The sequence below is a fragment of the Mesorhizobium sp. CNPSo 4671 genome, from assembly GCF_057784245.1.
The window spans coordinates 338,102-362,901 of the sequence record NZ_JBWLUW010000004.1 but is presented as its reverse complement, the minus strand read 5'-3'; the positions used below and the strand labels follow the sequence as shown (position 1 = coordinate 362,901).

27 protein-coding genes and 1 pseudogene are annotated in these 24,800 nt (G+C 63.2%); 12 read left to right on the top strand and 16 right to left on the bottom strand.

What is annotated here, in order from left to right; all coding sequences use genetic code 11:
• Positions 1 to 35 precede the first annotated feature (35 nt).
• Genes AC04SF_RS13890 through AC04SF_RS13880 form a run of 3 tightly spaced genes read right to left on the bottom strand, consistent with a single transcriptional unit; the run spans position 36 to position 3,176 of the window.
• Complete coding sequence (locus tag AC04SF_RS13890) at positions 36 to 1,583, bottom strand: DHA2 family efflux MFS transporter permease subunit (protein ID WP_488478256.1); 1,548 nt, start codon at positions 1,581 to 1,583, stop codon at positions 36 to 38.
• Positions 1,580 to 2,860 carry an HlyD family secretion protein gene (locus AC04SF_RS13885; protein WP_488478255.1) on the bottom strand — a complete coding sequence of 427 codons (1,281 nt, stop codon included), beginning with the start codon at positions 2,858 to 2,860 and terminating at the stop codon, positions 1,580 to 1,582. The genes AC04SF_RS13890 and AC04SF_RS13885 overlap by 4 nt, the downstream gene beginning before the upstream one ends.
• On the bottom strand, positions 2,853 to 3,176 hold the full coding sequence (locus AC04SF_RS13880) for a hypothetical protein (RefSeq protein ID WP_488478254.1): 324 nt from the start codon (positions 3,174 to 3,176) through the stop codon (positions 2,853 to 2,855). The genes AC04SF_RS13885 and AC04SF_RS13880 overlap by 8 nt, the downstream gene beginning before the upstream one ends.
• Positions 3,177 to 3,354: 178 nt before the next feature.
• Here AC04SF_RS13880 and AC04SF_RS13875 point away from each other — a divergent pair, with 178 nt between their 5' ends.
• The 3 genes from AC04SF_RS13875 to yihA all read left to right on the top strand — a co-directional run bounded on the left by AC04SF_RS13875 (position 3,355) and on the right by yihA (position 5,083).
• The gene (locus tag AC04SF_RS13875; protein ID WP_488478253.1) at positions 3,355 to 3,669 is read left to right on the top strand and encodes a hypothetical protein; all 315 of its coding nucleotides are present in this window, start codon (positions 3,355 to 3,357) and stop codon (positions 3,667 to 3,669) included.
• Positions 3,670 to 3,788: 119 nt separating this feature from the next.
• Entirely contained in the window at positions 3,789 to 4,427 is a 639-nt protein-coding gene (locus AC04SF_RS13870; RefSeq protein WP_488478252.1) for a CatB-related O-acetyltransferase, read from the top strand.
• Positions 4,424 to 5,083 carry a ribosome biogenesis GTP-binding protein YihA/YsxC gene (gene yihA / locus AC04SF_RS13865; protein ID WP_488478251.1) on the top strand — a complete coding sequence of 220 codons (660 nt, stop codon included), beginning with the start codon at positions 4,424 to 4,426 and terminating at the stop codon, positions 5,081 to 5,083. Before AC04SF_RS13870 ends, yihA begins: the two co-directional genes overlap by 4 nt.
• Here yihA and AC04SF_RS13860 read toward each other — a convergent pair.
• Complete coding sequence (locus AC04SF_RS13860) at positions 5,080 to 5,814, bottom strand: TetR/AcrR family transcriptional regulator (RefSeq protein WP_202351974.1); 735 nt, start codon at positions 5,812 to 5,814, stop codon at positions 5,080 to 5,082. The two genes, yihA and AC04SF_RS13860, sit on opposite strands and share 4 nt — an antisense overlap.
• Before the next feature lie 128 nt (positions 5,815 to 5,942).
• Between AC04SF_RS13860 and AC04SF_RS13855 the strand changes: the two genes are divergently transcribed.
• A complete protein-coding gene (locus AC04SF_RS13855) occupies positions 5,943 to 7,130 on the top strand; it encodes an HlyD family secretion protein (RefSeq protein WP_488478250.1) in 1,188 nt (395 codons plus the stop codon).
• A gap of 74 nt (positions 7,131 to 7,204) precedes the next feature.
• A complete protein-coding gene (locus AC04SF_RS13850) occupies positions 7,205 to 8,803 on the top strand; it encodes a DHA2 family efflux MFS transporter permease subunit (protein ID WP_488478249.1) in 1,599 nt (532 codons plus the stop codon).
• 123 nt (positions 8,804 to 8,926) lie between these two features.
• On the opposite strand, the gene msrB is transcribed toward AC04SF_RS13850, so the two are convergent.
• From msrB to AC04SF_RS13830, 4 genes are all read right to left on the bottom strand, one after another.
• Positions 8,927 to 9,430 (bottom strand): peptide-methionine (R)-S-oxide reductase MsrB, encoded by a 504-nt coding sequence (gene msrB, locus AC04SF_RS13845; protein ID WP_096452414.1) that lies wholly within the window; start codon positions 9,428 to 9,430, stop codon positions 8,927 to 8,929.
• 225 nt (positions 9,431 to 9,655) lie between these two features.
• The gene (locus AC04SF_RS13840) at positions 9,656 to 10,213 is read right to left on the bottom strand and encodes a fasciclin domain-containing protein (RefSeq protein WP_488478248.1); all 558 of its coding nucleotides are present in this window, start codon (positions 10,211 to 10,213) and stop codon (positions 9,656 to 9,658) included.
• Positions 10,214 to 10,438: 225 nt separating this feature from the next.
• The gene (locus AC04SF_RS13835; protein ID WP_488478606.1) at positions 10,439 to 11,161 is read right to left on the bottom strand and encodes an anti-sigma factor; all 723 of its coding nucleotides are present in this window, start codon (positions 11,159 to 11,161) and stop codon (positions 10,439 to 10,441) included.
• On the bottom strand, positions 11,158 to 11,697 hold the full coding sequence (locus tag AC04SF_RS13830) for a sigma-70 family RNA polymerase sigma factor (protein WP_095203779.1): 540 nt from the start codon (positions 11,695 to 11,697) through the stop codon (positions 11,158 to 11,160). The genes AC04SF_RS13835 and AC04SF_RS13830 overlap by 4 nt, the downstream gene beginning before the upstream one ends.
• 139 nt (positions 11,698 to 11,836) lie before the next feature.
• Between AC04SF_RS13830 and AC04SF_RS13825 the strand changes: the two genes are divergently transcribed.
• Together AC04SF_RS13825 and argB are read left to right on the top strand one after the other, a co-directional pair.
• Positions 11,837 to 13,336 carry an amidase gene (locus AC04SF_RS13825; protein ID WP_488478247.1) on the top strand — a complete coding sequence of 500 codons (1,500 nt, stop codon included), beginning with the start codon at positions 11,837 to 11,839 and terminating at the stop codon, positions 13,334 to 13,336.
• 159 nt (positions 13,337 to 13,495) lie between these two features.
• Positions 13,496 to 14,389: an acetylglutamate kinase gene (argB, locus tag AC04SF_RS13820; RefSeq protein WP_095203777.1), complete on the top strand. Its 894-nt coding sequence runs from the start codon at positions 13,496 to 13,498 to the stop codon at positions 14,387 to 14,389.
• 31 nt (positions 14,390 to 14,420) lie between these two features.
• Here argB and AC04SF_RS13815 read toward each other — a convergent pair whose 3' ends face one another.
• The 3 genes from AC04SF_RS13815 to AC04SF_RS13805 form a co-directional block, all read right to left on the bottom strand.
• On the bottom strand, positions 14,421 to 14,819 hold the full coding sequence (locus tag AC04SF_RS13815; protein ID WP_488478246.1) for a RidA family protein: 399 nt from the start codon (positions 14,817 to 14,819) through the stop codon (positions 14,421 to 14,423).
• 165 nt (positions 14,820 to 14,984) lie between these two features.
• A complete protein-coding gene (gene bchE, locus AC04SF_RS13810) occupies positions 14,985 to 16,532 on the bottom strand; it encodes a magnesium-protoporphyrin IX monomethyl ester anaerobic oxidative cyclase (protein ID WP_488478245.1) in 1,548 nt (515 codons plus the stop codon).
• 113 nt (positions 16,533 to 16,645) lie between these two features.
• Positions 16,646 to 17,122 carry an Lrp/AsnC family transcriptional regulator gene (locus AC04SF_RS13805; protein WP_488478244.1) on the bottom strand — a complete coding sequence of 159 codons (477 nt, stop codon included), beginning with the start codon at positions 17,120 to 17,122 and terminating at the stop codon, positions 16,646 to 16,648.
• 139 nt (positions 17,123 to 17,261) lie between these two features.
• Here AC04SF_RS13805 and phhA point away from each other — a divergent pair.
• Positions 17,262 to 18,044: pseudogene (gene phhA / locus AC04SF_RS13800) on the top strand (phenylalanine 4-monooxygenase); the annotation flags it as partial.
• Between the two features lie 53 nt (positions 18,045 to 18,097).
• Here the strand turns inward: phhA and AC04SF_RS13795 are convergent.
• Positions 18,098 to 18,502: a VOC family protein gene (locus AC04SF_RS13795; protein WP_038651191.1), complete on the bottom strand. Its 405-nt coding sequence runs from the start codon at positions 18,500 to 18,502 to the stop codon at positions 18,098 to 18,100.
• A 102-nt stretch (positions 18,503 to 18,604) separates the two neighbouring features.
• Between AC04SF_RS13795 and AC04SF_RS13790 the strand changes: the two genes are divergently transcribed.
• Positions 18,605 to 19,237, top strand: a complete 633-nt coding sequence (locus AC04SF_RS13790) for a TetR/AcrR family transcriptional regulator (protein WP_488478243.1) — start codon at positions 18,605 to 18,607, stop codon at positions 19,235 to 19,237.
• A gap of 52 nt (positions 19,238 to 19,289) precedes the next feature.
• On the opposite strand, the gene AC04SF_RS13785 is transcribed toward AC04SF_RS13790, so the two are convergent.
• Positions 19,290 to 19,787 carry a MarR family winged helix-turn-helix transcriptional regulator gene (locus AC04SF_RS13785; RefSeq protein ID WP_488478242.1) on the bottom strand — a complete coding sequence of 166 codons (498 nt, stop codon included), beginning with the start codon at positions 19,785 to 19,787 and terminating at the stop codon, positions 19,290 to 19,292.
• 94 nt (positions 19,788 to 19,881) lie between these two features.
• Between AC04SF_RS13785 and AC04SF_RS13780 the strand changes: the two genes are divergently transcribed.
• Together AC04SF_RS13780 and AC04SF_RS13775 are read left to right on the top strand one after the other, a co-directional pair.
• The gene (locus AC04SF_RS13780) at positions 19,882 to 20,049 is read left to right on the top strand and encodes a hypothetical protein (protein WP_488478241.1); all 168 of its coding nucleotides are present in this window, start codon (positions 19,882 to 19,884) and stop codon (positions 20,047 to 20,049) included.
• 2 nt (positions 20,050 to 20,051) lie between these two features.
• A complete protein-coding gene (locus AC04SF_RS13775) occupies positions 20,052 to 21,263 on the top strand; it encodes an FAD-dependent oxidoreductase (RefSeq protein ID WP_488478240.1) in 1,212 nt (403 codons plus the stop codon).
• Between the two features lie 36 nt (positions 21,264 to 21,299).
• Here the strand turns inward: AC04SF_RS13775 and AC04SF_RS13770 are convergent, their stop codons facing one another.
• The 3 genes from AC04SF_RS13770 to AC04SF_RS13760 all read right to left on the bottom strand — a co-directional run bounded on the left by AC04SF_RS13770 (position 21,300) and on the right by AC04SF_RS13760 (position 23,898).
• The gene (locus AC04SF_RS13770) at positions 21,300 to 22,739 is read right to left on the bottom strand and encodes a GMC oxidoreductase (RefSeq protein ID WP_488478239.1); all 1,440 of its coding nucleotides are present in this window, start codon (positions 22,737 to 22,739) and stop codon (positions 21,300 to 21,302) included.
• A complete protein-coding gene (locus AC04SF_RS13765; protein WP_488478238.1) occupies positions 22,736 to 22,951 on the bottom strand; it encodes a hypothetical protein in 216 nt (71 codons plus the stop codon). The genes AC04SF_RS13770 and AC04SF_RS13765 overlap by 4 nt, the downstream gene beginning before the upstream one ends.
• Before the next feature lie 185 nt (positions 22,952 to 23,136).
• A complete protein-coding gene (locus tag AC04SF_RS13760; protein WP_095203769.1) occupies positions 23,137 to 23,898 on the bottom strand; it encodes a GGDEF domain-containing protein in 762 nt (253 codons plus the stop codon).
• A gap of 162 nt (positions 23,899 to 24,060) precedes the next feature.
• Between AC04SF_RS13760 and AC04SF_RS13755 the strand changes: the two genes are divergently transcribed.
• Positions 24,061 to 24,780, top strand: a complete 720-nt coding sequence (locus AC04SF_RS13755) for a pyrimidine 5'-nucleotidase (RefSeq protein WP_488478237.1) — start codon at positions 24,061 to 24,063, stop codon at positions 24,778 to 24,780.
• Positions 24,781 to 24,800 lie beyond the last annotated feature (20 nt).

Here is a 24,800-nt window from a genome sequence, read left to right as displayed (position 1 = left end):
GCTTCAGCGATCGAACGTCGACCGCTTCCAGCGCTTCACTCCATCACCGCGCTGTGGTCGACCTTGGCCGGCGTGCCTGGCTTGCGCAGCAGAAGCACCAGCGGGATGGCGGCGAGCGACAGGATCATCATCAGCTTGAAGTCGTCCATGTAGCTGATAACAGTCGCCTGCAGCGTCACCACACCGTCAAGTGCTGCACGGCCGGCGGCGGTGTAGGGGCTCATCGCCTGCGCGATCGCCGGATTGCCGAACGCCTGGTTGAACGGCGTCACATAGGTGGCGATGTTGGCATGATTGATCTGCACATTCTGCGTCAAGAGCGCGGTGACGACCGAGATGCCGACGCTGGAGCCGATGTTGCGCGACAGATTGTAGAGGCCGGTGCCTTCCGCACGCCGCTCCGGCGCCAGAGTGGCGAAGGTGATGGTGGTCAGCGGCACGAACAGGAAGCCGAGCCCCGCGCCCTGGATGAAGCCGGTGCTGACGATGGTCCATTGCGAGACGTCAGGGGTCCAGCCGGTCATGTCGTACATCGCCCAGGCGGTGATCGCGAGGCCGATGAACAGCAGCCATCGTGTATCCACCTTGCCGATCAGCCTGCCGACCAGGAACATGCACGCCATCGTGCCGAGGCCACGCGGGCCCATGACGATGCCGGCCGTCACCACCGGATAGCCCATCAGCGTCTGCAGATAGGGTGTCATCAGCGCCAGCGAGGCGAGATAGGTGATGCCGATGATGAAGATGAAGATCATGCCGACAGCGAAATTCCTGTCCAGGAAGAGCCGCGGATTCACGAAGGTGTTCTTGGCGGTGAAGGTGTGGACGAGGAAGATGTAGAAGGCCGACGCGCAGATCAGCGCCTCGACGATGATCTCGGAGGACGAGAACCAGTTGAGCTGCTCGCCGCGGTCGAGAAACATCTGCAGTGCCGCGATGGTGATGCTGAGCATGCCGAAACCCAGCCAGTCCAGCCTTGCCTTGATGTCCAGCTTGGTTTCCAGGACGAACAGGGACACGCCGGCGAAAGCCAGGGCGCCGATCGGCACGTTGATGTAGAACACCCAGCGCCAGCTGACATTCTCGGTCAGCCAGCCGCCGATGACCGGGCCGAGCACCGGGCCGACCATCACCGAAACGCCGAACAGCGCCATCGCGGAGCCGCGCTCTTCGACGCTGTAGATGTCGAGCAGGATGCTCTGCGACAGCGGCACCAGCGCCGCGCCGAACAGGCCTTGCAGCAGGCGGAAGCCGACGATCTGCGGCAGCGACTGCGCGAAGCCGCACAGCACCGAGGCGACCACGAAACCAGTGATCGAGGTCAACAGGATGCGTTTGCGGCCAAAACGGTTGGCAAGATAGCCCGAAGGCGGCGTCATCACCGCCGCCGCGACGATGTAGGAAGTCAGCACCCAGTTGATCTGGTCGGCACTGGCCGAAACACTGCCCTGGATGTAGGGCAGCGCCACATTGGCGATGGTCGTGTCCAGCGCCTGCATGATGACGGCCAGGATCACGCAGGCCGTGATGGCGCCGCGATTGGCGACCACCGGTGTGGCACCTGCCGCGGTCGCGCTGCTCATGATTTCTGTCCGAACCGGTTCAGGAGGTTGGTGACGAAGTCCGGCAGGCCGCGCGCATGGCCGGTCTCGACGTCGACCACCACGCTCATGCCGCCGCGCAGCGGCGGTTTGCCCTTGATATCATCGACCGTCACGCGCATGGGGATGCGCTGCACGACCTTGACCCAGTTGCCGGTGGTGTTCTGCGCCGGCAGCAGCGAGAAGCTCGAGGACGAGGCCGGGCTGATCGAGGCAACCGTGCCGTGCCAGACGGCGCCCGGATAGGTGTCGACGCTGATTGTCGCCGTCTGTCCCGGGCGCACATAGGTCAGTTCGGTTTCCTTCGGCTCGGCCTCGATCCACAGATCGGTCGACGACACCAGGCTGAAGGCCGGCTGCGAAGCCGGCAGATACTTGCCCACCTGAAGCGCGTCGACATTGGTGACGACGCCGTCGAACGGCGCCTTGACGACGGAATCGCCGAGGTTGCGCTGGGCATCGTCGACGCCCGACTGAGCCTGCAGATAGAAGGGGTTCTTCTCCACCGGCTGCTCGGCGTTGCCGCCCAGCTGGGCAAGCGTGGCCTGCGCCTGCGACTTGGCGACGGCCACTTTCTGGCGCGCCGCGATGAGGTCGTGCTGGGCGCTGTCGAAAGACGCCTTGGAGGCGGTGGAGGTCTTGAGCAGGTCCTGCTGCCGCTGGAAGGCGGCCTCGTAATAGGGAATGTCGGCCTCAGCCTGTTCGATCTGCGCCAGCGACTGCTGGTAGCTCGCCTGCAGCGTCAGCACCTGATTGCGCACGGTCCCGAGCTGGGCCTGGGCGGCGGCAAGCGCGGTTTCGAAAGAGTCCGGCCGCAGGCGGAAGAGCACGTCGCCCTTCTTCACCGCCTGGTTCTCGTGCACGTCGATCTCCTGCACGGTGCCGGAGACGTCGGTGGACACGCCGAGCGACTGCGCCTGGATATAGGCATTGTCCGATGTCATCACCTGGCCGCCGGTGACGTAATAATAGCCGCCGACGACCAGCGCGACGGGAAGCAGGGCGAAGAGCACCGGCCGCGTCAGGCTGCGCTTCGGCTTGGCCGGGGCAGGAGGGGCAACGGTGACAGGGGCCGGCTGTGCACGCGGCTCCTTGGCCGGAGCTTCGAGCGCCGCCGGGGCTTCCAGTCCGTCATTGTCGATGACGACATTGCCACGCCGCTGTTCGCGTTCGCTGTCCAGCCGGATGACCTGGTCGCCGGTGCGACCCGTTGAAGGGTCGTCTTCGGCAGGCTTCTTGGGGGATGTTGATTCAGCCATGGACTTTCTCCCGGTCGACGGCCGGCTGGATGCAAGCCGCGAGCAGATTGGTTTTGATCAAGCTTAGGGTTTGCAGCAGATGCTGCTGTGTTTCAGGTGAGAGACCGGCAAAGGCCCCGTCTCGTGTTTTCCGGCCGTTGCCGCGCATGATCTCGAGCAGCGATCGGGCCTGCGGGGTCAGGTAAAGCAGCCAGGCCCTGCGATCGGCGGGCTGGGGTCGGCGCAGCCCTGATGGCAGCGAACGCTGCTCAAATCTCATTCGAAGCAGGCGCGCGACGTCGTGCAGCATGAAGCTGATATTGGGCGAGGAGGACATGGCAGGAGATCAGGATCTAGGGAACAAACTTTCGTGAGCATGCTTATTATCATCATGCACATAATCCTGCTGGACGGCGCGTGCAAGACGGATTAAGCCGCCTCGAACAAAAATCGCATGGGCCACGGCGCGGAAAAGCCGCCGTGGTGGCGAGCGTTTTCCGGCAAGGATTTCGACGATGAACTGGATCAGGATCGCAGCCGTGACGGCTCTCGTCGGATGCCCGGGCGCGGCGGTTGCAAAGGAGGCAGTCAGCTGCGGCGGTGCCGCCATGCTGGGTGGCGCGCAGCTGAACTGCAGCCACGTCGAACCCGCGGCACCGGCGCAATTCTGCACGTTTAGCTGGGCTCTGCACACGATGGCGGGCGATCAGAAAATTGTCGAAGGCACCTTCCTGCTGCCGCCCGGAGCCTCGAATGTCACGATCTACCAGGGCAGCGGTTTCGACAGCGCTCTGTCCAATCCGATCGTGATCTGCCGCGGCAACAAATGAGCTTGTCCGCCAAGGAAGGCTCGCTCCTCAGCCGATTGGTGCTATAGGGCGGATCACGTTATTTTGACCAGGCGCTCCGGTTGCGGATGCGCCCGCTTGCCAATCCCGGACGAACCGACATGGACGGACCCAACCCCGATATCAAGCACCCGATCCCGATGCACACCCGCGTCGGCTTCCTGAGGCCGCTGGTGACGGAGCCGAACATCGAGATCGGCGACTTCACCTATTATGACGACCCGGAAGGGCCGGACAAATTCGCTGAAAAATGCGTTCTGCACCACTATCCCTTCATCGGCGACAAGCTCATCATCGGCAAGTTCTGCGCCATCGCCGAAGGCGCGCGCTTCATCATGAACGGCGCCAACCACGCAATGTCCGGCTTTTCGACCTATCCGTTCAACATTTTCGGCCATGGCTGGGAAAAGGGCTTTGACCCTGCGACATGGTCGAAGGAGGTGCGCGGCGACACGGTGGTCGGCAGCGATGTCTGGATCGGCATGGAGGCGGTGATCCTGCCCGGTGTGGAAATCGGCCATGGCGCCATCATCGCCGCCAAATCGGTGGTGACGCATGATGTGCCGCCCTATGCCATTGTCGCCGGCAACGCGGCCAAGGTGGTGAAGATGCGTTTCGACGACAGGACGATCAGGCGGCTGCTGGCATTGGCATGGTGGCATTGGCCGGTGGACAAGATCGGCCGCAATCTCGACGCCATCAGGGGCGCCAATATCTCTCTTCTGGAGGCAGCAGCTTGAACGCTCTGAACAGTACTGTGATCAGCACCGACCTGTTCACGCGCGGGTGGATCTTCATCCGCGGCGTGCCGGCGATGAAATTCCTGCCGCCGGAAGGGCCGCCGGAAATCGCCTTTGCCGGCCGCTCCAATGTCGGCAAGTCGTCGCTGATCAACGCTCTGGTCAACCAGAAGGGGCTGGCGCGCACCTCCAACACGCCGGGGCGCACACAGGAACTCAACTATTTCGTGCCGGACGGTTTTTCGGGCGAGGGCGCCGACCTGCCGCCCATGGCGCTGGTCGACATGCCGGGCTACGGCTACGCCACCGCGCCCAAGGAGAAGGTCGACGAGTGGACCAAGCTGGTCTTCGACTATCTCAAGGGCCGGGTGACGCTGAAGCGGGTCTATGTGCTGATCGACGCCCGCCACGGCATCAAGGCCAAGGACGACGAGGTGCTGTCGCTGCTCGACAAGGCGGCGGTGTCCTACCAGATCGTGCTGACCAAGACCGACAAGATCAAGGTCGCCGGCGTGCCGCGGCTGATCGAGGAGACACTGGCCAAGATCAATAAGCGCCCGGCGGCGTTTCCGTTCGTCCTGGCGACATCGTCGGAAAAGGGCGAGGGCATGGAGGAATTGCAGGCAGCGATCGTGCTTGCTGCCAATGGAGGCTAGGCCTTTGCCTCCAGGGCAATCATCTGGTGGCTTTCATCCTCGGCAAGCCTTTCGGTGCCGTAGTTTTTCAGGAACATGCCGACGCCCGATCTGACGATGTGATCGATTTCTTCCTGGCTCGGAGCCTTGGTGCGGTAGGCGAAGATGCACTGGCGGAAAAGGCCGGCCAGGCACAGTTCGGTGAATTGATAGGCGGCAAGATCGACATCGTCGATCTTGAGCAGGCCGCGTTCGATGGCGGCATTGAGGAATTCCACCATCTTGTCATGGCCGCGTTTGGGGCCGCGTTCGTAAAACCGCGCACCCATGTCGGGGATCCTGTCGGAGGCGCCGATCACCGTGCGCTGCGCCTGGATGACCCTGGCCGAGGTGATCTTCATCGACAGCACCTTGCCGAACTTCACCAGCGTCTGGCGCAGATCGTCGGCGCGGTCGAGCATGTCGTACATGTTCTTGAAGATGGTGCCGCGCTCTTCCTCGATCAGCGCTTCGAACAGCTCTTCCTTGTTGGCGAAATAGACATAGATCGTGCCCTTCGACACGCCGGCCTCACGCGTGATGTCGTTCATCGAGGCGGCTTCAAAGCCCTTCTCGATGAAGACACGACGGGCGCCATCGATGATCTGGCTGCGCTTGACCGGATCCTGTCCGGCCGCCGGGCGTCCGCGCCGCAAACTGTCTAGCAAGTCATTGCATTTATCGGTTTCGACGTCAGGCGTTGTCTCGGCCATAAAAGTCACACCTCGAAAATAATTCGAACCAATCGGTTCGATTGCCCCTTGATATGGTCCTCTTTTCACGCTATGTCAACGGCCAGATCGAACCGAACGGTTCAGTATTATTACTTTAGAGAGATGTCATGTCCTCGAACGCACCCAACACCGCCGAAGTCCGCCCCTTCCCCAACGCCAAAGTCGCTCCGGCGACGGAAGTGCCAGAAATTCCCGTCCTGCCGGTCGCACCGCCGCCGGCAGCCGAAGCTCCGGCCAAGAAGAAGCGCTCGGTGCGCTCTTTTCTGCTGCCGATCATCGGCCTTGCCCTGCTGAGCGGCGGCGCCTGGTACGGCTACGACTACTGGACCACCGGTCGTTTCATGATCTCGACCGACGACGCCTATGTCCAGGCCGACATGGCGTTCGTCTCGCCCAAGATCTCCGGCTATGTCGACCAGGTCAAGGTCAGCGAGAACCAGCTGGTCAAGGCCGGCGACCCGCTGCTGACGATCGATGACGGCGACTACAAGATCGCCGTCGCCCAGGCCGAGGCGCAGATGGCTACGCTGGCCAAGACGCTCGATCGCATCGACGCGCAGACCAAGGCCGCGCAGGCCTCCCTGCAGCAGGCCCAGGCACAAAAGGTTGCCGACCAGGCCGCGGCCGACAATGCCGGCCGTGCCCAGCAGCGCGCCGCGCAACTGCTCAAGACGCATGTCGGCACGCAGGCGCAGTTGGACGACGCCCAGACCGCGCTCGACCAGGCCAATGCCGCGTTGGTCGGCGCCGACGCCCAAATCGCCGCCGCGCGGGCCAATATCGGTGTGTTCGAGGCGCAGCGCGCCGAGTCGGCGAGCACGCTGGCCTCCTTGCAACTGAGCCGCGACAAGGCCGCGCGCGACCTGTCCTTCACCGTGCTGAAGGCGCCTTATGACGGCGTCGTCGGCAACCGTTCGGTCGAACAGGGCGACCTCGTCAGCCCCGGCCAGAAGCTCGCCGTCGTCGTGCCGATGGACAAGCTCTATATCGTCGCCAACTTCAAGGAGACCCAGCTTGCCCGGCTGGTTCCCGGCGAAAAGGTCAACATCTCGGTCGACGCCATTGACGGCCATCCCATCCAGGGCACCGTCTCGTCGCTTGCTCCGGCCTCAGGCGCGGTCTTCTCGCTGTTGCCGCCGGAGAATGCCACCGGCAACTTCACCAAGGTGGTGCAGCGCGTCCCGGTCCGCATCGACGTCCCGGCCGATGCCCTGAAGACCGGCAAGCTGCGCGCTGGCTTGAGCGTTGTCGTCAATGTTGACAGCCGCACCGCGCCTGCCGCCACGACCAACTAAGCGCTTTTCGGAGGGCGGCTCGGTGGCTGATTAAAGCACCAGGCCGCCCGGCCTGCCTCAAGGAGGCCCATGCAATGGCAACCGCAACCATCACCGCAGGAGCGCCGCCGGCAAGACCGGCAGTTCCCGACACCATTTCCACACGCCGCGTCATCGCCTTTCTGGCGATGGTCTTCGGCATGTTCATGGCGATCCTGGACATCCAGATCGTCTCGGCCTCGCTGGCCGAGATCCAGGCGGGCCTCAGCGCCAGCTCCGATGAAATTCCGTGGGTGCAGACAGCCTATCTGATCGCCGAAGTGGTGATGATCCCGCTGTCGGGCTTCCTCAGCCGCATGCTGTCGACGCGCGTGCTGTTCACCATTGCCGCCGCCGGCTTCACCGCCGCCAGCGCGCTCGCCGCGACCGCCACCAACATCGACCAGATGATCGTCTACCGCGCCGTGCAAGGCTTCATCGGCGGCGGCATGATCCCGAGCGTCTTTGCCGCGGCCTTCACCATCTTCCCACCCTCGAAGCGCGCCATCGTCTCGCCGATGATCGGCCTGGTGGCGACGCTGGCGCCGACCATCGGCCCGACCGTCGGCGGCTATATCAGTCACGCCTTCTCATGGCATTGGCTGTTCCTGGTCAATGTCGTGCCCGGCATACTGGTGGCGACGGCGGCCTGGTCGCTGATCGATTTCGACAAGCCCAACCTCAAGCTGTTCAACAAGTTCGACTGGTGGGGCCTCGCCGGCATGGCGGCCTTCCTCGGCTGCATGGAATATGTGCTGGAGGAAGGTCCGAACAATGACTGGCTGCAGGACCAGGGGGTGTTCATCTGCGCCATCGTCATGACCATCGGCGCGGTGATCTTCTTCTGGCGCGTCTTCACCGCCGAAGAGCCGATCGTCGACCTGCGGGCCTTCAGCAACATCAATTTCGCCTTCGGCTCGCTGTTTTCCTTCGTCATCGGCATCGGCCTCTACGGGCTCACCTATCTCTATCCGGTCTTCCTCGGCCGTATCCGTGGCTACGATTCGATGATGATCGGCGAGGCACTGTTCGTCAGCGGCCTGGCGATGTTCGTCACCGCGCCGATCTCCGGCATCCTGTCGAGCAAGATCGATTTGCGGCTGATGATGATGATCGGCTTCTTCGGCTTCGCCACCGGCACCTGGTGGATGACGCATCTGACCGCCGACTGGGATTTCTATGAGCTGCTGATCCCGCAGATCCTGCGCGGCTGTTCGATGATGCTGTGCATGGTGCCGATCAACAACATCGCGCTCGGCACCTTGCCGCCAGATCGGTTGAAGAATGCGTCCGGCCTGTTCAACCTTACCCGCAACCTCGGCGGCGCCGTCGGCCTTGCGCTCATCAACACCGTGCTGATCGACCGCAACGCCTTCCACTATGCGAGGCTCGCCGAGCATGTGCAGTGGGGCAGTGCCGCCGCGCAGACCAAGCTGCAGAACATGACGCTCAACTTCGAGCAGACGACGGGCCTCGACGCGGCCAGTGCGGCAATCTCCAAGCTGTCGGGCATGGTCCAGCAGCAGGCGGCGCTGCTGTCCTTCATGGACGTGTTCTATATGCTGACGGTGCTGTTCGCGACACTCGGCCTGTTCACCATGCTGATCAACAAGCCGGCCGCGCCTGGTGGCGGCGGAGGCGGCGGCGGACACTGACAGAAGAACCATACGCGGCAGCGGTATCGGGAAGCTCCTCCAGTCCACGCCCGAAAAGCTCTGACCGCGCAAAAAACTCCGGGCCGCAAGACCCGGAGTTTTTCGTTGTGCGCAGTAAAGCCGTCAGGCCGTGGCGGGCTTGAAGGTCAGCGCCACGCCGTTGATGCAGTGGCGCAGGCCGGTCGGCGCCGGACCGTCGTCGAAGACATGGCCGAGATGGCCGCCGCAGCGGCGGCAATGCACTTCGGTGCGCGTCATGCCGAGCGACCTGTCCTCGGTCTTGCCGATGCCGTTGGCGATCTCCTGCCAGAAGCTCGGCCAGCCGGTGCCGGAATCGAACTTCGTCTCCGAAGGATAGACCGGCAGGTCGCAGCCGGCGCAGGCGAAAATGCCCTTGCGGTGCTCGTTGAGCAGCGGGCTGGTGCCGGGATACTCCGTGCCTTGCTTGCGCAGCACGTCGAAGGCGGCGGGCGACAGGATGGCTTTCCATTCGTCGTCCGTCTTGGTGATCTCGAATTTCTCGGCGGCCTGAGCCGCCTGCGGACTACCCATGCGCAGCATGGTTGCCGCGGCACCGACGACGCCGATGGCAGCGGCACCGCTCAAAAGAAAGTCGCGACGGTTCATGACCAGTTCCTCCGGTTGTTCTTTTTGCCAAACTATACCGCCACGCAGACGTCAAAAGCCAGTGACGGTGGCCCTCAACGACACTCCGCGCCGGTCCACGCTTGACCGTGGGCGGCGCGGAGCACGCGTGTCGTCTGCAGGTCGCGGGAGCGAGATCATGCAACCGACGGAGGGCTCTTGCTGCAGGTTCGTCGCGGCAAGCCCTTTGTTACATTCCAGGGCCGATCACATCTTCGGGAGCAAAACCTTGTCGATGACGTGGATGACGCCGTTGGACTGCTCGACATCGGCGATCGTCACATTGGCGACGTTGCCGTTCTCGTCGGTGACGGTGACCTTGCCGCCTTCGGCCTTCAGCGACAACTCGCAGCCGCCGACCGTCTTGACCTTATGCGTGCCGCCGTCAGCCTTGGCCATCGAGGCGACATCTGCCGCCATCGCCTTGGCGCCGATGACATGGCACGCCAGGATCTTGGTGAGCTTGTCCTTGTTCTCGGGTTTCAGCAGCGTGTCGACCGTGCCGGCCGGCAGTGCGGCGAAGGCCTCGTTGGTCGGCGCGAACACGGTGAACGGTCCGGCGCCCTGCAGTGTCTCGACCAGGCCGGCCGCCTTGACGGCGGCGACCAGCGTCGTGTGGTCCTTCGAATTGACGGCGTTCTCGACGATGTTCTTCTGGGCATACATGGCGGCGCCGCCGACCATCGGGTTTTCGGCATAGGCAGCGGTGGCGAGTGCGGAAACGGCGATCGGACCGGCAAGCAAAAGGGCGACGTATCTACGCATGATGTTCAAACTCCTCGGGTTTCTCTTCCCATCTTTGGGAACGTGAGGAGATACGGAACACAAACGTGGGAGTTTCAGACTATTTTTGAATTTTTATTTTATTCGTTCGGGCGAAGAGATTTATCCGGCGTAACGGTTTGCCGGCTGACGTGGTTATTTAGACATGCGTGCCACAAGATAGATTTGGATTATTCTGGCGACGGCTTCGCGGTGAGGAGAATCCGGTCAGATGCCCTTCAGATCGCCCGCGGCAACCACCGGCCCGGTCGGCTGTCCGGTCGGCGAACCGCCTGAAGGCTCCAGGCTGACAGCCAGCACCGCACCCTGCGCCAGCTTCTGCTGCGTGGCGGGCGAGACCCCGATATGCGCGGTCACGCCGGCCGGGATGACGCCCATCGAGACCGGGGCGTTCTTGCCCTCGATCATCCAAAGTTCAAAATCCTTGCCGGATGCGAGCGTGCCGGAAACATGCGAAAGGCTGACCTCATGCCGCTCGGAATCATAGACGGCGAGATATTTGACATCGCTGCCGTCGGCGGCCAGCGAGGCGACAAGCCGCTCATGCGGCTGTTCAGCCGGCCGATTGACATAGGGCACGGCGACATAGAGAGCCAGAGCGGCAACAGCAGCGACGGCAAGGCCGCGCCAGAAGGCAAGGCTGGACCAAATTCCGGCGCTTGGTGCGGCAGAGGTTTGAGCGGTGCTCGAGAACAGGCGGCGGTCGATCGCCGGCTTCACCGAAGGCGGCGGCTCGATTTCCGCATAGGCAACGGCCAGCGGCGAGAAGTGCACTTCCCAGCCGTCAACGAGCCGCGCGAAATCGGCCTCGGTGTCGATGCGCCTGGATGCGATCTGCCGCTCTTCCACCGGCAGAACGCCGAGAACGTATTCGGCGGCGAGCAGGTCGTCGCCTCCACGTTCCGGTCCATTGTCCTCTGCCAGTGTCATCTTTCCAGACATTCTCTAAGTTTCATCAGGCTGCGGCGCAGCCAGGTACGCATCGTGTTCAGCGGCACGCCGTGGCGTTCCGCCAGTTCGGCATAACTTTCGCCCTTGAGATAAGCGCCCCGGACGGCCGCCGCCCGGTCCTTCTCCAGCTCTTCGAGACAATGATGGATGCGCTCGGATTCGTCGCCCGCCACCACCATCGCTTCAGGTCCCGGTGCCGGATCGGCCACGTCGAGCGCGGCATCGATATCGGCGGCAGGCTTACGCCGTGCCCTGACGCGATCGATCGCGTGGTTGCGTGCGATTGCCACCAGCCAGGAGATCGGGCTCAGATCGGAGACAGCAAAACGATCCGCCTTCGTCCATATCTTGACGAAGACTTCCTGCAGCGCTTCTTCAGCATCTCCCCGGTCGTTCAATACACGAAGGCATACGCCGAAAAGTTTCGCGCTGGTCTGCCGGTAGAGCAGATCGAACGCTGCCCGATCCTTCATCGAAGTCCGGACGATCAGCTTGGTGATGTCCTGCGGCGTCATGCGGGTCAAATTAGGCGATTACGTTGTATTTGCAACGCCGGAAATATTCTGTGCACCTAAAGTCCCGGTGTCCAGGCGCAGGCTTGGATTGCCAAGGGAATCGCCGCTGGCTAGCTTGGCTGGAGTGGGGGAGCGCGCCATGTCGGTCGAACGGATCCTGTGGGAAGAAGACGCAACCGGCCTCGCCGGTCTGGTGCGCAAGGGCGAGGTCTCACCGGTCGAATTGATCGAAGCGGCGATCGCGCGCGCCGAGGCTACGCGGCCTGAAATCAATGCTACGGCCGAGCCGCTCTATGAAAGTGCGCGGGCGAGGGCCAAGACGATCGACCGCGCGCTGCCGCTGGCCGGCGTGCCCTTTGCCACCAAGGACCTCGGCATCGCCATCAAGGGTGTTCCGTCGCATGGCGGCAGCCGCATTCCGGCCTCGGTGCCCGACGTCAATTCGGTGATGACCGACCGCTACCTCGCCGCCGGACTGATCCCGATCGTCACCTCGACATCGCCGGAACACGGGCTGCGGCTGATGACCGAATCCAAGGCATTCGGCATCACCCGCAATCCCTGGAACACCGGCCACACCAGCGGCGGCTCGTCGGGTGGTGCGGCGGCCCTGGTCGCTGCCGGCGTCGTGCCGGTGGCGCATGCCTCCGATGGCGGCGGCTCGATCCGCGTGCCTTCCGCCTGCACGGGCCTGGTCGGCCTCAAGACCTCGCGCGGCCGCATCCCGCTGACGCCGCTGGTCAGCGAAAGCTGGTACGGCATGGTGGTCGACCATGCCGTCACCCGCTCGGTGCGCGATAGCGCGCTGCTGCTCGACCTCACCCACGGTCCCGATCCTCTGTCGCCCTATGCGGCACTTCAGCCGAAGGGCACATTCGCCGCCGCCGCGGCGCGCGATCCCGGCAAGCTAAGGCTCGCCGTCTACCGCGACTCGCCGCTCGACCTGCCGATCTCGGCCGAGACGATGAAGGCGCTGGACACCGCGGTGGCGCTGGCGCGCGAGGGCGGCCATACGGTCGAGGAGATCGACCTGCCCTTCATCGGCCGCGATTTCCTGGCCGATTTCTGCAGGACGGTTGCTTCGGCCGTCGCCGGCGTGCTGCGGGCCGAAGCGCTGCGCGTCGGCCGTTCCGTTACCGGCGATGTCGAGCGCGCCACCCGGGTGCTGTGCCGGTTGGGCGAAATGGTCTCGGCGGGCGAGATCTATGCCGGCCTGCAGCGGCTGCATGCCGCCTCGCGGCGAATGATCGAGGAAACCGCGCGCTATGACGCCGTGCTGATGCCTGTCATCGCGCACCCGCCGCTCGCCTGCGGCGCCATGGATCCGAAAGGCGCCGACGAACTGATCGAAAACCTGCTCGACAAGCTTCACCTCACGCCCTTGCTCAAGCTGAAACCCTTGTTCGGCCAGCTGATGGACAAGAGCCTTTTGTTCACCCACTGGCCGGCGATCCACAATGTCAGCGGCCAGCCGTCGATCGCGCTGCCCGTCCACGTCACCGAAGCCGGCCTGCCGCTTGGCATCCAGGCTGCCGGCCGCCCCGGCGACGAGGAGACGCTTTTGTCCTTCGCCGCGCAGATGGAGAAGCTTTCGGGCTGGCTTGGCCGGAGGGCGCCCTTGATGGTTCCTTCGCGATGACGACGTCGTGAGAGGTTCGAATATGACAGCAATGCCATTTGCCCCTCGCGCCAATTCCCGCTAAGACGCCGCCGTCTTTACCTGATGCATGTCGCCCAAAAGTGCCCAGCGGTTTTGGGGCAACGACATGCATAAACTAAAAAGCCAGGGAACCGCCAGATGACGGACATCGCCGCCACCGCCGAAATGCAGGCCGCCCTGCTGTCACGCGCATTGCCCTACATGCAGCGCTACGAACACAAGACCGTCGTGGTGAAATATGGCGGCCATGCCATGGGCGACATCGAGCTCGGCAAGGCTTTCGCCCGCGACATCGCGCTGTTGAAACAATCCGGCGTCAACCCGATCGTCGTCCATGGCGGCGGGCCGCAGATCGGCGCCATGCTGGCCAAGATGGGTATCGAATCCAAATTCGAGGGTGGGCTGCGCGTCACCGACCAGAAGACGGTCGAGATCGTCGAGATGGTGCTCGCCGGTTCGATCAACAAGGAGATCGTCGCGCTGATCAACGCCGAAGGCGAATGGGCGATCGGCCTGTGCGGCAAGGACGGCAACATGGTCTTCGCCGAAAAGGCGCGCAAGACGATGATCGATCCCGATTCCAACATCGAGCGCGTGCTCGATCTCGGCTTCGTCGGCGAGCCGGTCGAGGTCGACCGCACGCTGCTCGACCTCCTGGCGCGCTCCGAGATGATCCCGGTGCTGGCGCCGGTGGCGCCCGGCCGCGACGGCCACACCTACAACATCAACGCCGACACGTTTGCAGGTGCCATTGCCGGCGCCTGCAAGGCCTCGCGCCTTTTGTTCCTGACCGACGTGCCGGGCGTGCTCGACAAGAACAAGAAGCTGATCGACGAGCTGACCGTCGCCGAGGCCAGGGCGCTGATCAAGGACGGTACGGTCTCGGGCGGCATGATCCCCAAGGTCGAGACCTGCATCGAGGCGATCGAGCGCGGCGTCGAAGGCGTCGTCATCCTCAATGGCAAGACGCCGCATGCGGTGCTGCTCGAGCTCTTCACCGAACACGGCGCCGGCACGCTGATCGTGCCCTGAGGCGACGCGTGCGTCGCCCGCGGCTGGCCGATCAGGCGGACTGTGGGATGCGCGCGATGACCTTTATCTCGAAGTCGAAGCCGGCCAGCCAGTTGACGCCCATCGCGGTCCAGTTCGTATAGGGCGGTTCGCCGAATACCTTCAGCCGGACGGCGTCGATCGCCTGCCACTGCGCGGCGGGATCGGTGTGGAATGTGGTGACGTCGACAATGTCGTCGAACGTGCAGCCGGCGGCCTTCAGCACGGCCGCGAGATTGTCGAAGGCAAGCTGGACCTGCTTTTCGAAGACAGGCTCGGGTGAGCCGTCCTCGCGGCTGCCGACCTGGCCGGAGACGAACAGAAGATCCCCCGAGCGGATCGCCGCCGAATAGCGGTTGGTGTCATAGAGAGCCTGCCGGCCGGCGGGGAAGATCGCGTCGCGTTTGGTCATTTTCACTCCGTTCAAACAAAGCCAGGCCCGATCTCCCGACGATCGTGGCCTGCGCTCCACTGTCGGGGCAATTTACATACGCCCCGTATGTCGGATGTGGGTACATACGTTGCGTATGTCAATATACATACGCCGCGTATTTTTGTGAGAGTGCCGCGAGCCCAGTCAGGCGTTCGACGAGATCGCGACAACGGTTTCGGCCGGCTTGCGCGGCGGCCGTGCGACGGTCATCGATTCCTCTTCGGCATCCTGCGGCGCGCCCCAGAATTCGGCGAGCGTCGGGCCGTCCTTCACCGGGCCGTCTTGCACCAGAAAGCCCCAGACTTCGCGGAACCAAACGCGGCGGCCCATCTTCGTGTACCAGCGCATCGAATGCCGCTGTTCGGGGTCGGGGTGGAACAGGATGCGCGCCAGCGCCTTTGGCCGCGACTGCACGGCGACTTCAATCAGCTTGACGCTGAAGAACAGCATCCACGGCTTCAGCCGCGTCATGTGCAATACCTGGTGCTTGTAGTCCCACAGCCGGGCATCCTTCTGGATGACCTTGCGGTCGCGCGCGATGCGGAAGAACGGCGTCCAGCGATGCGGCGTCACGTAAAGCGCCTGGATCTGGTCGGGATCATAGGCGATCAGCTGGCGAAAGCTGCGCCACAGGTCGCGAAACCCTTCATCCTCGAAGCCGGCCACCCAGGTCGCCATCGACAATATGCCGTGTTTTCGCAACAGCCTGATCGCCTCGCGGTCGGATGAGGTGCTGCCGCCCTTGCGGATCAATTGCAGCGTCTGCTCATCAGTGTTTTCCATGCCGAGCAGCCAGCGGATGACGCCGGCCTTGCGGTAGAGATGCAGGATGTCGGCATCGCGCACGATGTCGTCGGCACGGGTCGAACCGACGATCAGCACCGGCACGTTCTCGGCGATCAGGGCGTCGAGAAAGGCGCGCCACGCCTTCTTCGAAACCGTCGGGTTCTCGTCGGCGAGGTTGATCAGCTCGACGCCATGTTCGCGGTGCAGCCAGGCGATCTCCCGCGCGAATTTCTTGGGATCGCGATGCCGCCACCGGGTCCAGAAACCGCGCTGGCCGCAATAATTGCACAGATGCGGGCAGCCGCGCGAAAACTGCATCACCACGGCGCGCTTGCCGCCCCAATAGCTGTAACGGCTGTGGTCAATCAGCTCCCAGCCGACGCGGTAGGCGTCGAGCTCGGCAATGGTCATGGCCGCCTGCGTGGCGAAAGGTCGCCGCAAATCGTTGCGAAAGGCGATGCCGGCGACGCTCGCCGGCGGCTGGTGCATTTCAAGCGCCTCGATCAACGCCACCACGGTCGCCTCGCCCTCGCCGCGCACGATGAAATCGAAGACATCGGTCGCCGCCAATATGTCGCGCCAGTGATAGGTTGGAAAAACGCCGCCATAGATGATGATGGTCGCCGGCTCGCGCTCCTTGATCATTCCGGCGATCAGCAAGGCGGTCGGGTGCGCCGAGGTCGAGCCGGAATGGCCGATCAGGACGAAGTCCGGAAAGCCATCCAGGGCGTCGCGCACCACGCTGTCGAGCGGCATCGGCCCGAACTCTGCATCGACGAGCCGTACCTCATGACCGGCATCGATCAGCGGACCGCCGATCGCCAGCAGGCCAAGCGGCGGCAGGTGATCGTCCGGCACCCGGCTGCCGATGGCGGTGTGCGGCGGATTGATCAGGACGATTTTCATGGCGGACCTCTTAGGCAGTTGGTCCGCGCATGCTGGTCGGCGATGTGGACGCCCGATTGGCCCGTTTCAGCAGTTTGCGTGCAGCTTTTCCGCAGGAATGAGGAAGGCTGGTCTCATCGCCTGAGATGCGCGAGCGGCACGTGGCCGGGGCCCTTGATGTTCTGCAGCACGAGCTGCGTGTGGACGTCGCGCACGCCGTCGAGCCGCATCAGCCGGTGCATGACGAAGGCATTGAGCTCGTCGACCGACGGCACCATGACATGCAGCAGGAAGTCGTGGTCGCCGGTCATGGTCCAGCACGACGACACCTCGTCCATGCGCTGCACCGCGGCAATGAAGCTTTCCGGCGAGCCGTCGCTGTGGCTGACCAGGCGCACCTGGATGAACACCTCGACCATCAGCCCGACCGCGCGACGGCTGATCACCGCGGCAAAGCCCTTGATGATGCCGGCATCCTGCAGCGCTTCGAAGCGTCGCGCGCATGGGGTCGTTGACAGGCCGATCTCTTGCGCCAGCTCGGAGACGGGCTTGCGGCCGTCGCGTTGCAGGACATCGAGCATCCTGATTTCGAAATCGTCGAATTGAGGCATTTTCACTCCTCTAGTGCGGATTGTGAGTGAATATTATCCCGAATATCGCTGATGAACCATCATCAAAACCGAATTGCCTCGGCAAATCCGGTTACCCTCCGGGCATGTCTGCCAGTTCTGATTTGCGAGGAGAAAGACCATGACGACGATGAGTGTTGCCGAATATGCCCGCGACTGTGCGGCGCAAGGGTTGCGCGGCGACTACTCGGTCTGCCGCGCCGACTTCACCGTGGCGCAGGGCTATGACTACAGCGCCGAGGAACAGGCCGTGTGGCGCACTTTGTGCGACCGTCAGACCAAGCTGACGCGCAAGCTCGCCCATCATTCCTATCTCGATGGTGTCGAAAAACTCGGCCTCATCGACTGCATTCCCGACTTCGACGAGGTCAGCGCCAAGCTGCGCAAGCTGACCGGTTGGGAGATCGTCGCCGTGCCCGGCCTCATTCCCGCCGCCCCCTTTTTCGACCATCTCGCCAACCGGCGCTTCCCGGTCACCAACTGGCTGCGCACCAGGCAGGAACTCGACTACATCGTCGAGCCGGACATGTTCCATGATTTCTTCGGCCATGTGCCGGTGCTGTCGCAGCCGGTCTTCGCCGACTTCATGCAGATGTATGGCAAGAAGGCGGGCGACATCATCGCACTGGGTGGCGACGAGATGATCACCCGGCTCTATTGGTACACGGCCGAATATGGCCTGATGCAGGAGGCCGGCCAGCCGTTGAAGGCCTTTGGCGCTGGCCTGATGTCGTCCTTCACCGAACTGCAGTTCGCCGTCGAGGGCAAGGACGCCCACCATGTGCCCTTCGACCTCGAAACGGTGATGCGCACGGGATACGAGATCGACAAGTTCCAGCGCGCCTATTTCGTGCTGCCGTCCTTCGACGCCTTGCGCGACGCCTTCCAACAAACACAAAGCGCGCCGCGTCCCCCCGTGGCGCCCCGACGCGCTTTGGACGCTTTGATCCCGCCGGGCTATTGCATGGCGGCTGGGTTCATCCACAGGAACTCCCAGACGTTGCCGTCGGGATCCTCGATGTGGCGGTTGAACATGAAGCCGAGGTCCTGCGCCGGGTTGGGATCGGCGCGGCCGCCGGCCGCCACGCCCTTCTCGATTGTGGCATTGACCTCGTCCTTGCTGCCGGCGGTGAGTGCGATCAGCATCTGGCTGTCGCGCCTGGCGTCGCCGATCTGGCGCGTTGTGAACTGGCCGTAATGCTGGTGCGTCAGCAACATCACCCCGATCGAGTCGGAGAACATGATCGAGCTGGCCTGGTCGTTCGAGAACTGCGGATTGAGCGTGCCTCCGATCGCGAGATAGAAGTTGGTCGCAGCCTGCAGATCACGCACCGGCAGATTTATGAAGATCATCTTGGTCATCGGTCTAAGCCTTGCCTTCGTTGACAGGTACTAGTCAGTCCAGTACCGTTCCATGGCTACCATGTGGGAACGGTACCGTCTAGTACTGGCTGGGAAGGCATCATGAAAATCGACGGTGAGACCAGATCGGCACGCAAGGATCGAGAGATCATCCAGGCGGCCACGGCGGCGTTCATCAGCAAGGGTTATGATGGAACCAGCATGGAGGAAATCGCCACCAAAGCGGGGGCGTCCAAGCAGACCGTCTACAAACATTTCACCGACAAGGAAACGCTGTTCGGCGAAGTCGTTCTGTCAACCGCTGGCCAGGTCAACGACATCATCGAGTCCGTGACGACGCTGCTTTCCGAGGCGAAATTCATGGAAGGCGGCCTGCAGCAGCTTGCCCGCCGTCTGATAGCGGTTCTCATGGATGAAGAGTTGTTGAAGCTACGGCGCTTGATCATCGCCAACGCGGATCGAATGCCGCAGCTTGGCCGCGGTTGGTACGAAAAGGGTTTTGAGCGCATGCTTGCCTCGACCGCATCCTGCTTTCAAAAACTCACCAGTCGGGGACTGATACAAACCAGCGATCCCTATCTGGCAGCCAGCCATCTTTTTGGAATGCTTCTCTGGATCCCCATGAACGAGGCCATGTTCACGGGAAGCAACCGGCGCTCCAAGGCCGAACTGGAACGGCACGCGGATGCCTCGGTGGAGGCGTTTCTTGTCGTCTATGGGGTCCGGCCGAAATAGTCCCTGTCCCCGCCGACATTTGCGGGGTGACGCCGCGAACACAACGGCGCCTCTATCGCACAGGGCTGTCCGCCCCCTCTGCCTTCAGCCGCGCAAGCTGGGCGCGCTGCAGGTCGAGCGCGGCGTTGACGAAGCGCGATATGGTCGCGAGCTCGGCGTCGCTGAAGGTGGCGATGACCTTTTCGCCCTCCTGCGCGATGGCGCCGTAATATCGCGCCGACAGCTCCCGCGTCGCCTCGGTCGCCTCGATCACCACCTTGCGCCTGTCCTCAAGACTGCGCGTGCGCGTCAGCAGGCCGCGCGCTTCCAGCCGGTCGATCAGCGCCGTCACCGCGGCCGGCGTCAGCCCGGTCGCGATCGCGATCGCGCCAGCCGATTGCGGGTCGCCATGGAGCAGCCCGATGCAATGGCGCTCGGCCATGTTCAGCCCGAGCCTCATCCCCACCGCCTCGTCATAGGCCTGCGTCGCGTCCTGCCACTGCATGATGGCAAGGCCGATCGCCCTCGTCATGTCCTCACGATTCTCGCTTGACGAATTTATTTCGACCATCTAATTATCAATCTGTCTAACATTTAGATCATTACAGCAATATGCGGCCGCAGCCTGGACAAGGCAAGGGCCGATCGCCGACATGGAGTGAAAAATGAGTTTGATTCAACAACGTACCCCTCTCTCGCATGAGGATGAATTCAAATACGCCAAGCTGGCGATGGAATGGTATGGCTGGGGCTCTCCCATTGGCCTCGGCATCCTGCTGGTGGCGCTTTCCGCCGCGGCCGTGCTGGTGCGCATCGCCATCTACGGCTTTTAACGATGGCCGTCTCCACCCCCTCGCCATTGCCGGTTGCCATCATTGGCGCCGGCGTCGCCGGGTTGGCCCTTGCCGTCATGCTGCGCCGGCAAAGGATCGGCGTCTGCCTGTTCGAGGCACGATCGCGCGAGGCGTTGAGCGAAGGCGCGTTCCTCACCTTGGCGCCCAACGGCATCAATGCCTTGCGCGCGCTTGGACTTTCCGAGCGTGTAAGCGCACTGGGCATTCGCACACTTGGCTTCGAGATCATGAACGCCGCCGGGCGCCGGCTCATCCATCTCGACGAGCGGCAATCGATGTGCGAAGCGGGCGCCGAAAGCGTCACGCTGCGGCGCTCGGACCTGCTCGGCGCGCTGCTGGATGAAGCGCTGGCACTTGGCGCCGACATCCGTTTTGGCCATGCGCTTGCCGACATCGAAGAACAGGCTGATTGTGTACGCCTTGCCTTCGGCAACGGTGCCACGGTCGATGCCGCATGGCTGGCCGGTTGCGATGGTGTCTGGTCGCGCGTCCGCCGCGTCTGTTTCCCGGCCTCCCCGGATCCTGTCTATACCGGACTGACCGGCGTCGGCGGTGTGGCGGAACTGCCCTTTGTCGCGCCGACCGACGGCCTGATGCATATGGTGTTCGGCAAGAAAGCCTTCTTCGGTTACATGAAGCCGGATGACGGGCCGGTTTTGTGGTTCTCGTCCTTCCCACTGGACGAGGATGCCGCCCTGGCGAGACCCGATCCCCTCCATCTGGCGGCAACCGTTCGCCAGCTGCATGCCGGCGACCCCAGAACGATCCGCCAGATCGTCGACACCGTCACGCAAATTCCGCGCGCCTATCCCGTGTTCGACATGCTGCATCTGCCGCAATGGCACACCGGCCGAGTGATTCTACTGGGCGATGCCGCGCACGCCGTCTCGCCGCATTCCGGGCAGGGCGCGTCGATGGCCATCGAGGATGCCGTGGTGCTCACCGCGTGCCTGGATACGACACCGCTGCCGACGCAGGCCTTCGCCGCCTTTCAGGCGCTGCGCCAGGACCGCGTCGAGCACATCGTCAAGGTCAGCCGGCGCATCGGTTCGCAAAAACAGGTAAAAGGCCGCATCGCCCTGTTCCTGCGCGACCTGATGCTGCCCTTCTTCATCCGCTTCGGCTCGCGCACGACCCGCGCTATGACGCGTTACCGTGCCGACCTGGCGCCGCTCGAAAAACCATCGATCTGACCGGCAACCGCGCCCGTCGCGGATATTCCCGGCCGCTCAGACGGAGACCACTTTGCTCAGATGCTCTCCCAGCCGGCAGGCCAGCGCGGTGATCGTCGTTGTCGGGTTGGCTTGACCGGATGTGCAGAACACCGAGGAGCCGCCGACATAGAGATTATCCATGCCGTGCACCTTGCAGTTGGCGTCCACCACGCTCCTGGTGACGTCGGTGCCCATGCGCGTACCGCCCATGTGATGGTGGCCGGCGGTCTCCTCGTCGGTCGGATAATCCTCGCCATTGGCGATCCAATCCATCAGACGAACCCGGCCGAGATCCTTCTCGATCAGTGTCTTGCCGAACAGTTTTAGACCTTCGACAAGCGTGCGGCGTTCGAGTTCCGATTTCTTCCAGTGCAGCTCGATGCGCGGGACGCCGGCATGGTCGACATCGGTCTTCGACAGTTCGATCTGGTTGGACGCCAGCGGCGCCTGTTCCCAGGCGACGTAGAGCTGGGCCGCGCAGCGCAGGTTCTGGCTGAGCTGATAGGCGACCCATTCGGCCATGTCGGGCGCCGTGCAGGCGAGGTCCGCAATCACATGCTTGACGCCGGCATAGGGCGTCTCGATCAGCCTGATGCCGAAATTCATGATCTGCAGCCGCTCCATCGCGGCAAGCGTCGGCGAGAAGAAAGCCTCGTTGACGGCATCGACCTCGAACTCGCCGTAATCGGCCAGGATGGCATTGCCGCCCTCGAAGGTCGGGTGCTCCATCCAGTAGCGGCCGAGTGCCATGGCGTTCGGAACGACGCCGCCGTTGGAGCGCTGGTTCGACCACAGAAGCAGCCGCGAATTCTCCAGCCCGCCGGTGCAGACGATGAAATAGTCGGCGCTGAACGAGCCGGCGTCCTGGCCGTTGGACCAAAGTTTGGCGCCGGTCACCCGTTTGCCGTCGCCGGCAAGCTCGGTCGCATAGGTGTTGAGCACGACGGCGATGTTCCGGCTCTTGTCGAGTTCGTCGGCGAATTTCTCGGCGAAGCGCACCGCCGGGCTCTTGATCAGCTGCACCCAGCGTATGTCGTCCGAGATCGGCACGTCGGGCCGGAAATCGGGAAGCTCCAGGATATCGTGCACCTCATGCAGATAGGGCTCGATGTCGGCGCGGCGGATCGGCCAACCAGTGTCGGGTGCCCAGGCCTTCGGCTCGAAATCCTGTTTGTCGAGCACGCGGCACCAGCCGGCCCAGTGGTTGGAGCTGCCGCCCATATAGCGCAGCCGGGTGATGTCGAGATCGAAATAGAAATCGCCGACCGTGGTGCCACGGTAGAAATCCTGCGACTCGTCGCTGAAGTCCCGCGAGCCGGCCTCGAGCACCACGACCGGGATGCCGGCGGCACCCAGCTTGCGGGCAATGGTGGTGCCGGCCGGGCCGGAACCGAGGACGCATACCCTGGGTTTGAAGTTGGCGGCGCGATACGCCTCATAGCTGTCGAAGATCATGCCAGGTCGCTCCGCTTCAGGATCCAGCCATTGATCTCGACGATCTCATTCGGGTCGCCATGGGATCGATCGCCCCGGGAGGAACCGGCCCGTGATGGACCGGTATGGGTCGCATCGGCCTCAGGCAGCTTGCGGAACACGGACAGGGCAGGCAGGGCGATCAGCGCCTGCACGAGCGTGCGACGCGACATTTTTTTTATGAAGAAACTCATGACAGGTCTCTCGGGCAGGGGCTTCGATGCGCGCGTGACATTCCCCGAACGGCACACGCATCGTCACAGAGGCCAGTATCGTGCCAAGCCCGGTCTCAAGGCGGTGTAAAGCCGGCCAGGCGGCACAACCGAATGCAAACAGGGTTAGAAATTCCTTAACAGGCCGGGTGTATCGGACTGGCGGCTCACGCGGCCGCGGAAATGTCCGTATCGAGGATCGTCAGGTTGCGACCGCGATGCTTTGCCTGGTAGAGGCGCCGGTCCGCGGCGCGCATCAGTTCCGAGACGTTGACGTCCTCGCCGCACACGGTGCCGCCGATGCTGACGGTCAGCGGAATGGTCCGTTCATCGACCGGCCGGAAGCGGATCAGCTCGACCTCGCGGCGAATGCGCTCGGCGACACGCTTGGCTTCCTGCTCGGTGGCCCCGACCAGGAACGCGCCGAACTCCTCGCCACCGATGCGGCCAAGCACGTCGCCGCTGCGCACGCCGCGCTCGATGGCGCTGGCGATCAACAGCAGCGCATCGTCGCCGGTCAGGTGGCCGAAACTGTCATTGATCTTCTTGAAATGATCGGCGTCGATGATCAGCAGCGCGCCGCGGTCGGACTTGCGCCGCGAGCCGTCCAGCGCGGCAAAGAAACTTTCCCGGTTGAGCATGCCGGTCATGTCGTCGCGGCTCGCCTTCTCCGACAGGCGGCGGTGCGCCGCTGCAAGCTGGGCGTGCGCCCGGGCCAGTTCGCGGTGGGCGTTTTTCAACCTGTCGCTCTGCCAGAAGGTGCTGGCGCAGGCCACCCATGCAAGCACCAGCGGACAGAGGGTGGAGGTCAGCCAGATCGTTCGGTTGATCGGGAATCCCAGGGCCGGAACGATGATCAGCGTCAGGAGAAGAGAGGCGGCGACGGAGGCGAAAGCGATAGCGGCGGATTTCAGAATGATGCTGTTCATCGCGGGCTCCCCACAGGACTGTCTCTGTGCCAGCAAGCCCTGAAGGCCACCTTTCCCGGTTGCTTAAAATTTGAATCGTGCCGCCATTTCCGCCACTCAAAGCGCGCGAAAGTTGTGGATAAAGTCTCTTTCAGATTCCCCGTTTCATGCCATAAGGAGCGCATGACCACGCTGCCTGATCCCGCCCGCTTCGCCCATGTCACCGACTGGGTGTTCGACCTCGACAACACGCTCTATCCGCATCATTCGAATCTGTTCTCGCAGATCGACGTCAAGATGACCGCCTATGTCGGGGAACTGCTGTCGCTGCCGCGCGAGGAGGCGCGCAAGCTGCAGAAGGAGCTCTATCTCGAATACGGCACGACGCTGAATGGGCTGATGACGCGCCACGGCATCGATCCCGATGATTTCCTCGAGAAGGTGCATGACATCGACTATTCATGGCTGGTGCCCGACCCTGTCCTCGGCACCGCCATCCGCCAGCTTCCCGGTCGCAAGTTCATCTTCACCAATGGCGATCGCCGACACGCCGAGCGCACCGCGCGCCAGCTCGGCATCCTCGATCATTTCGACGATATCTTCGATATTGTCGCGGCCGGCCTCAACCCCAAGCCCGCGCGCCAGACCTACGAGAAATTCGCCGCGCTGCACGCCGTTACCGGCCACAATGCGGTGATGTTCGAGGACCTCGCCCGCAACCTGGAGGTGCCGAAGGCGCTGGGCATGACCACCGTGCTGGTGGTGCCACGCAACTTCGAGCCGACCTTCGCCGAGATCTGGGAACGCGACCCCGCGCAGGAGGACGATGTCGACTTCGTCACTGACGATCTGGCGGGGTTCTTGACGGCGATTGTGGAGGGGGTAGAGGAATTGAAGAATTGAGGAATTGAAGAACTGGAGAT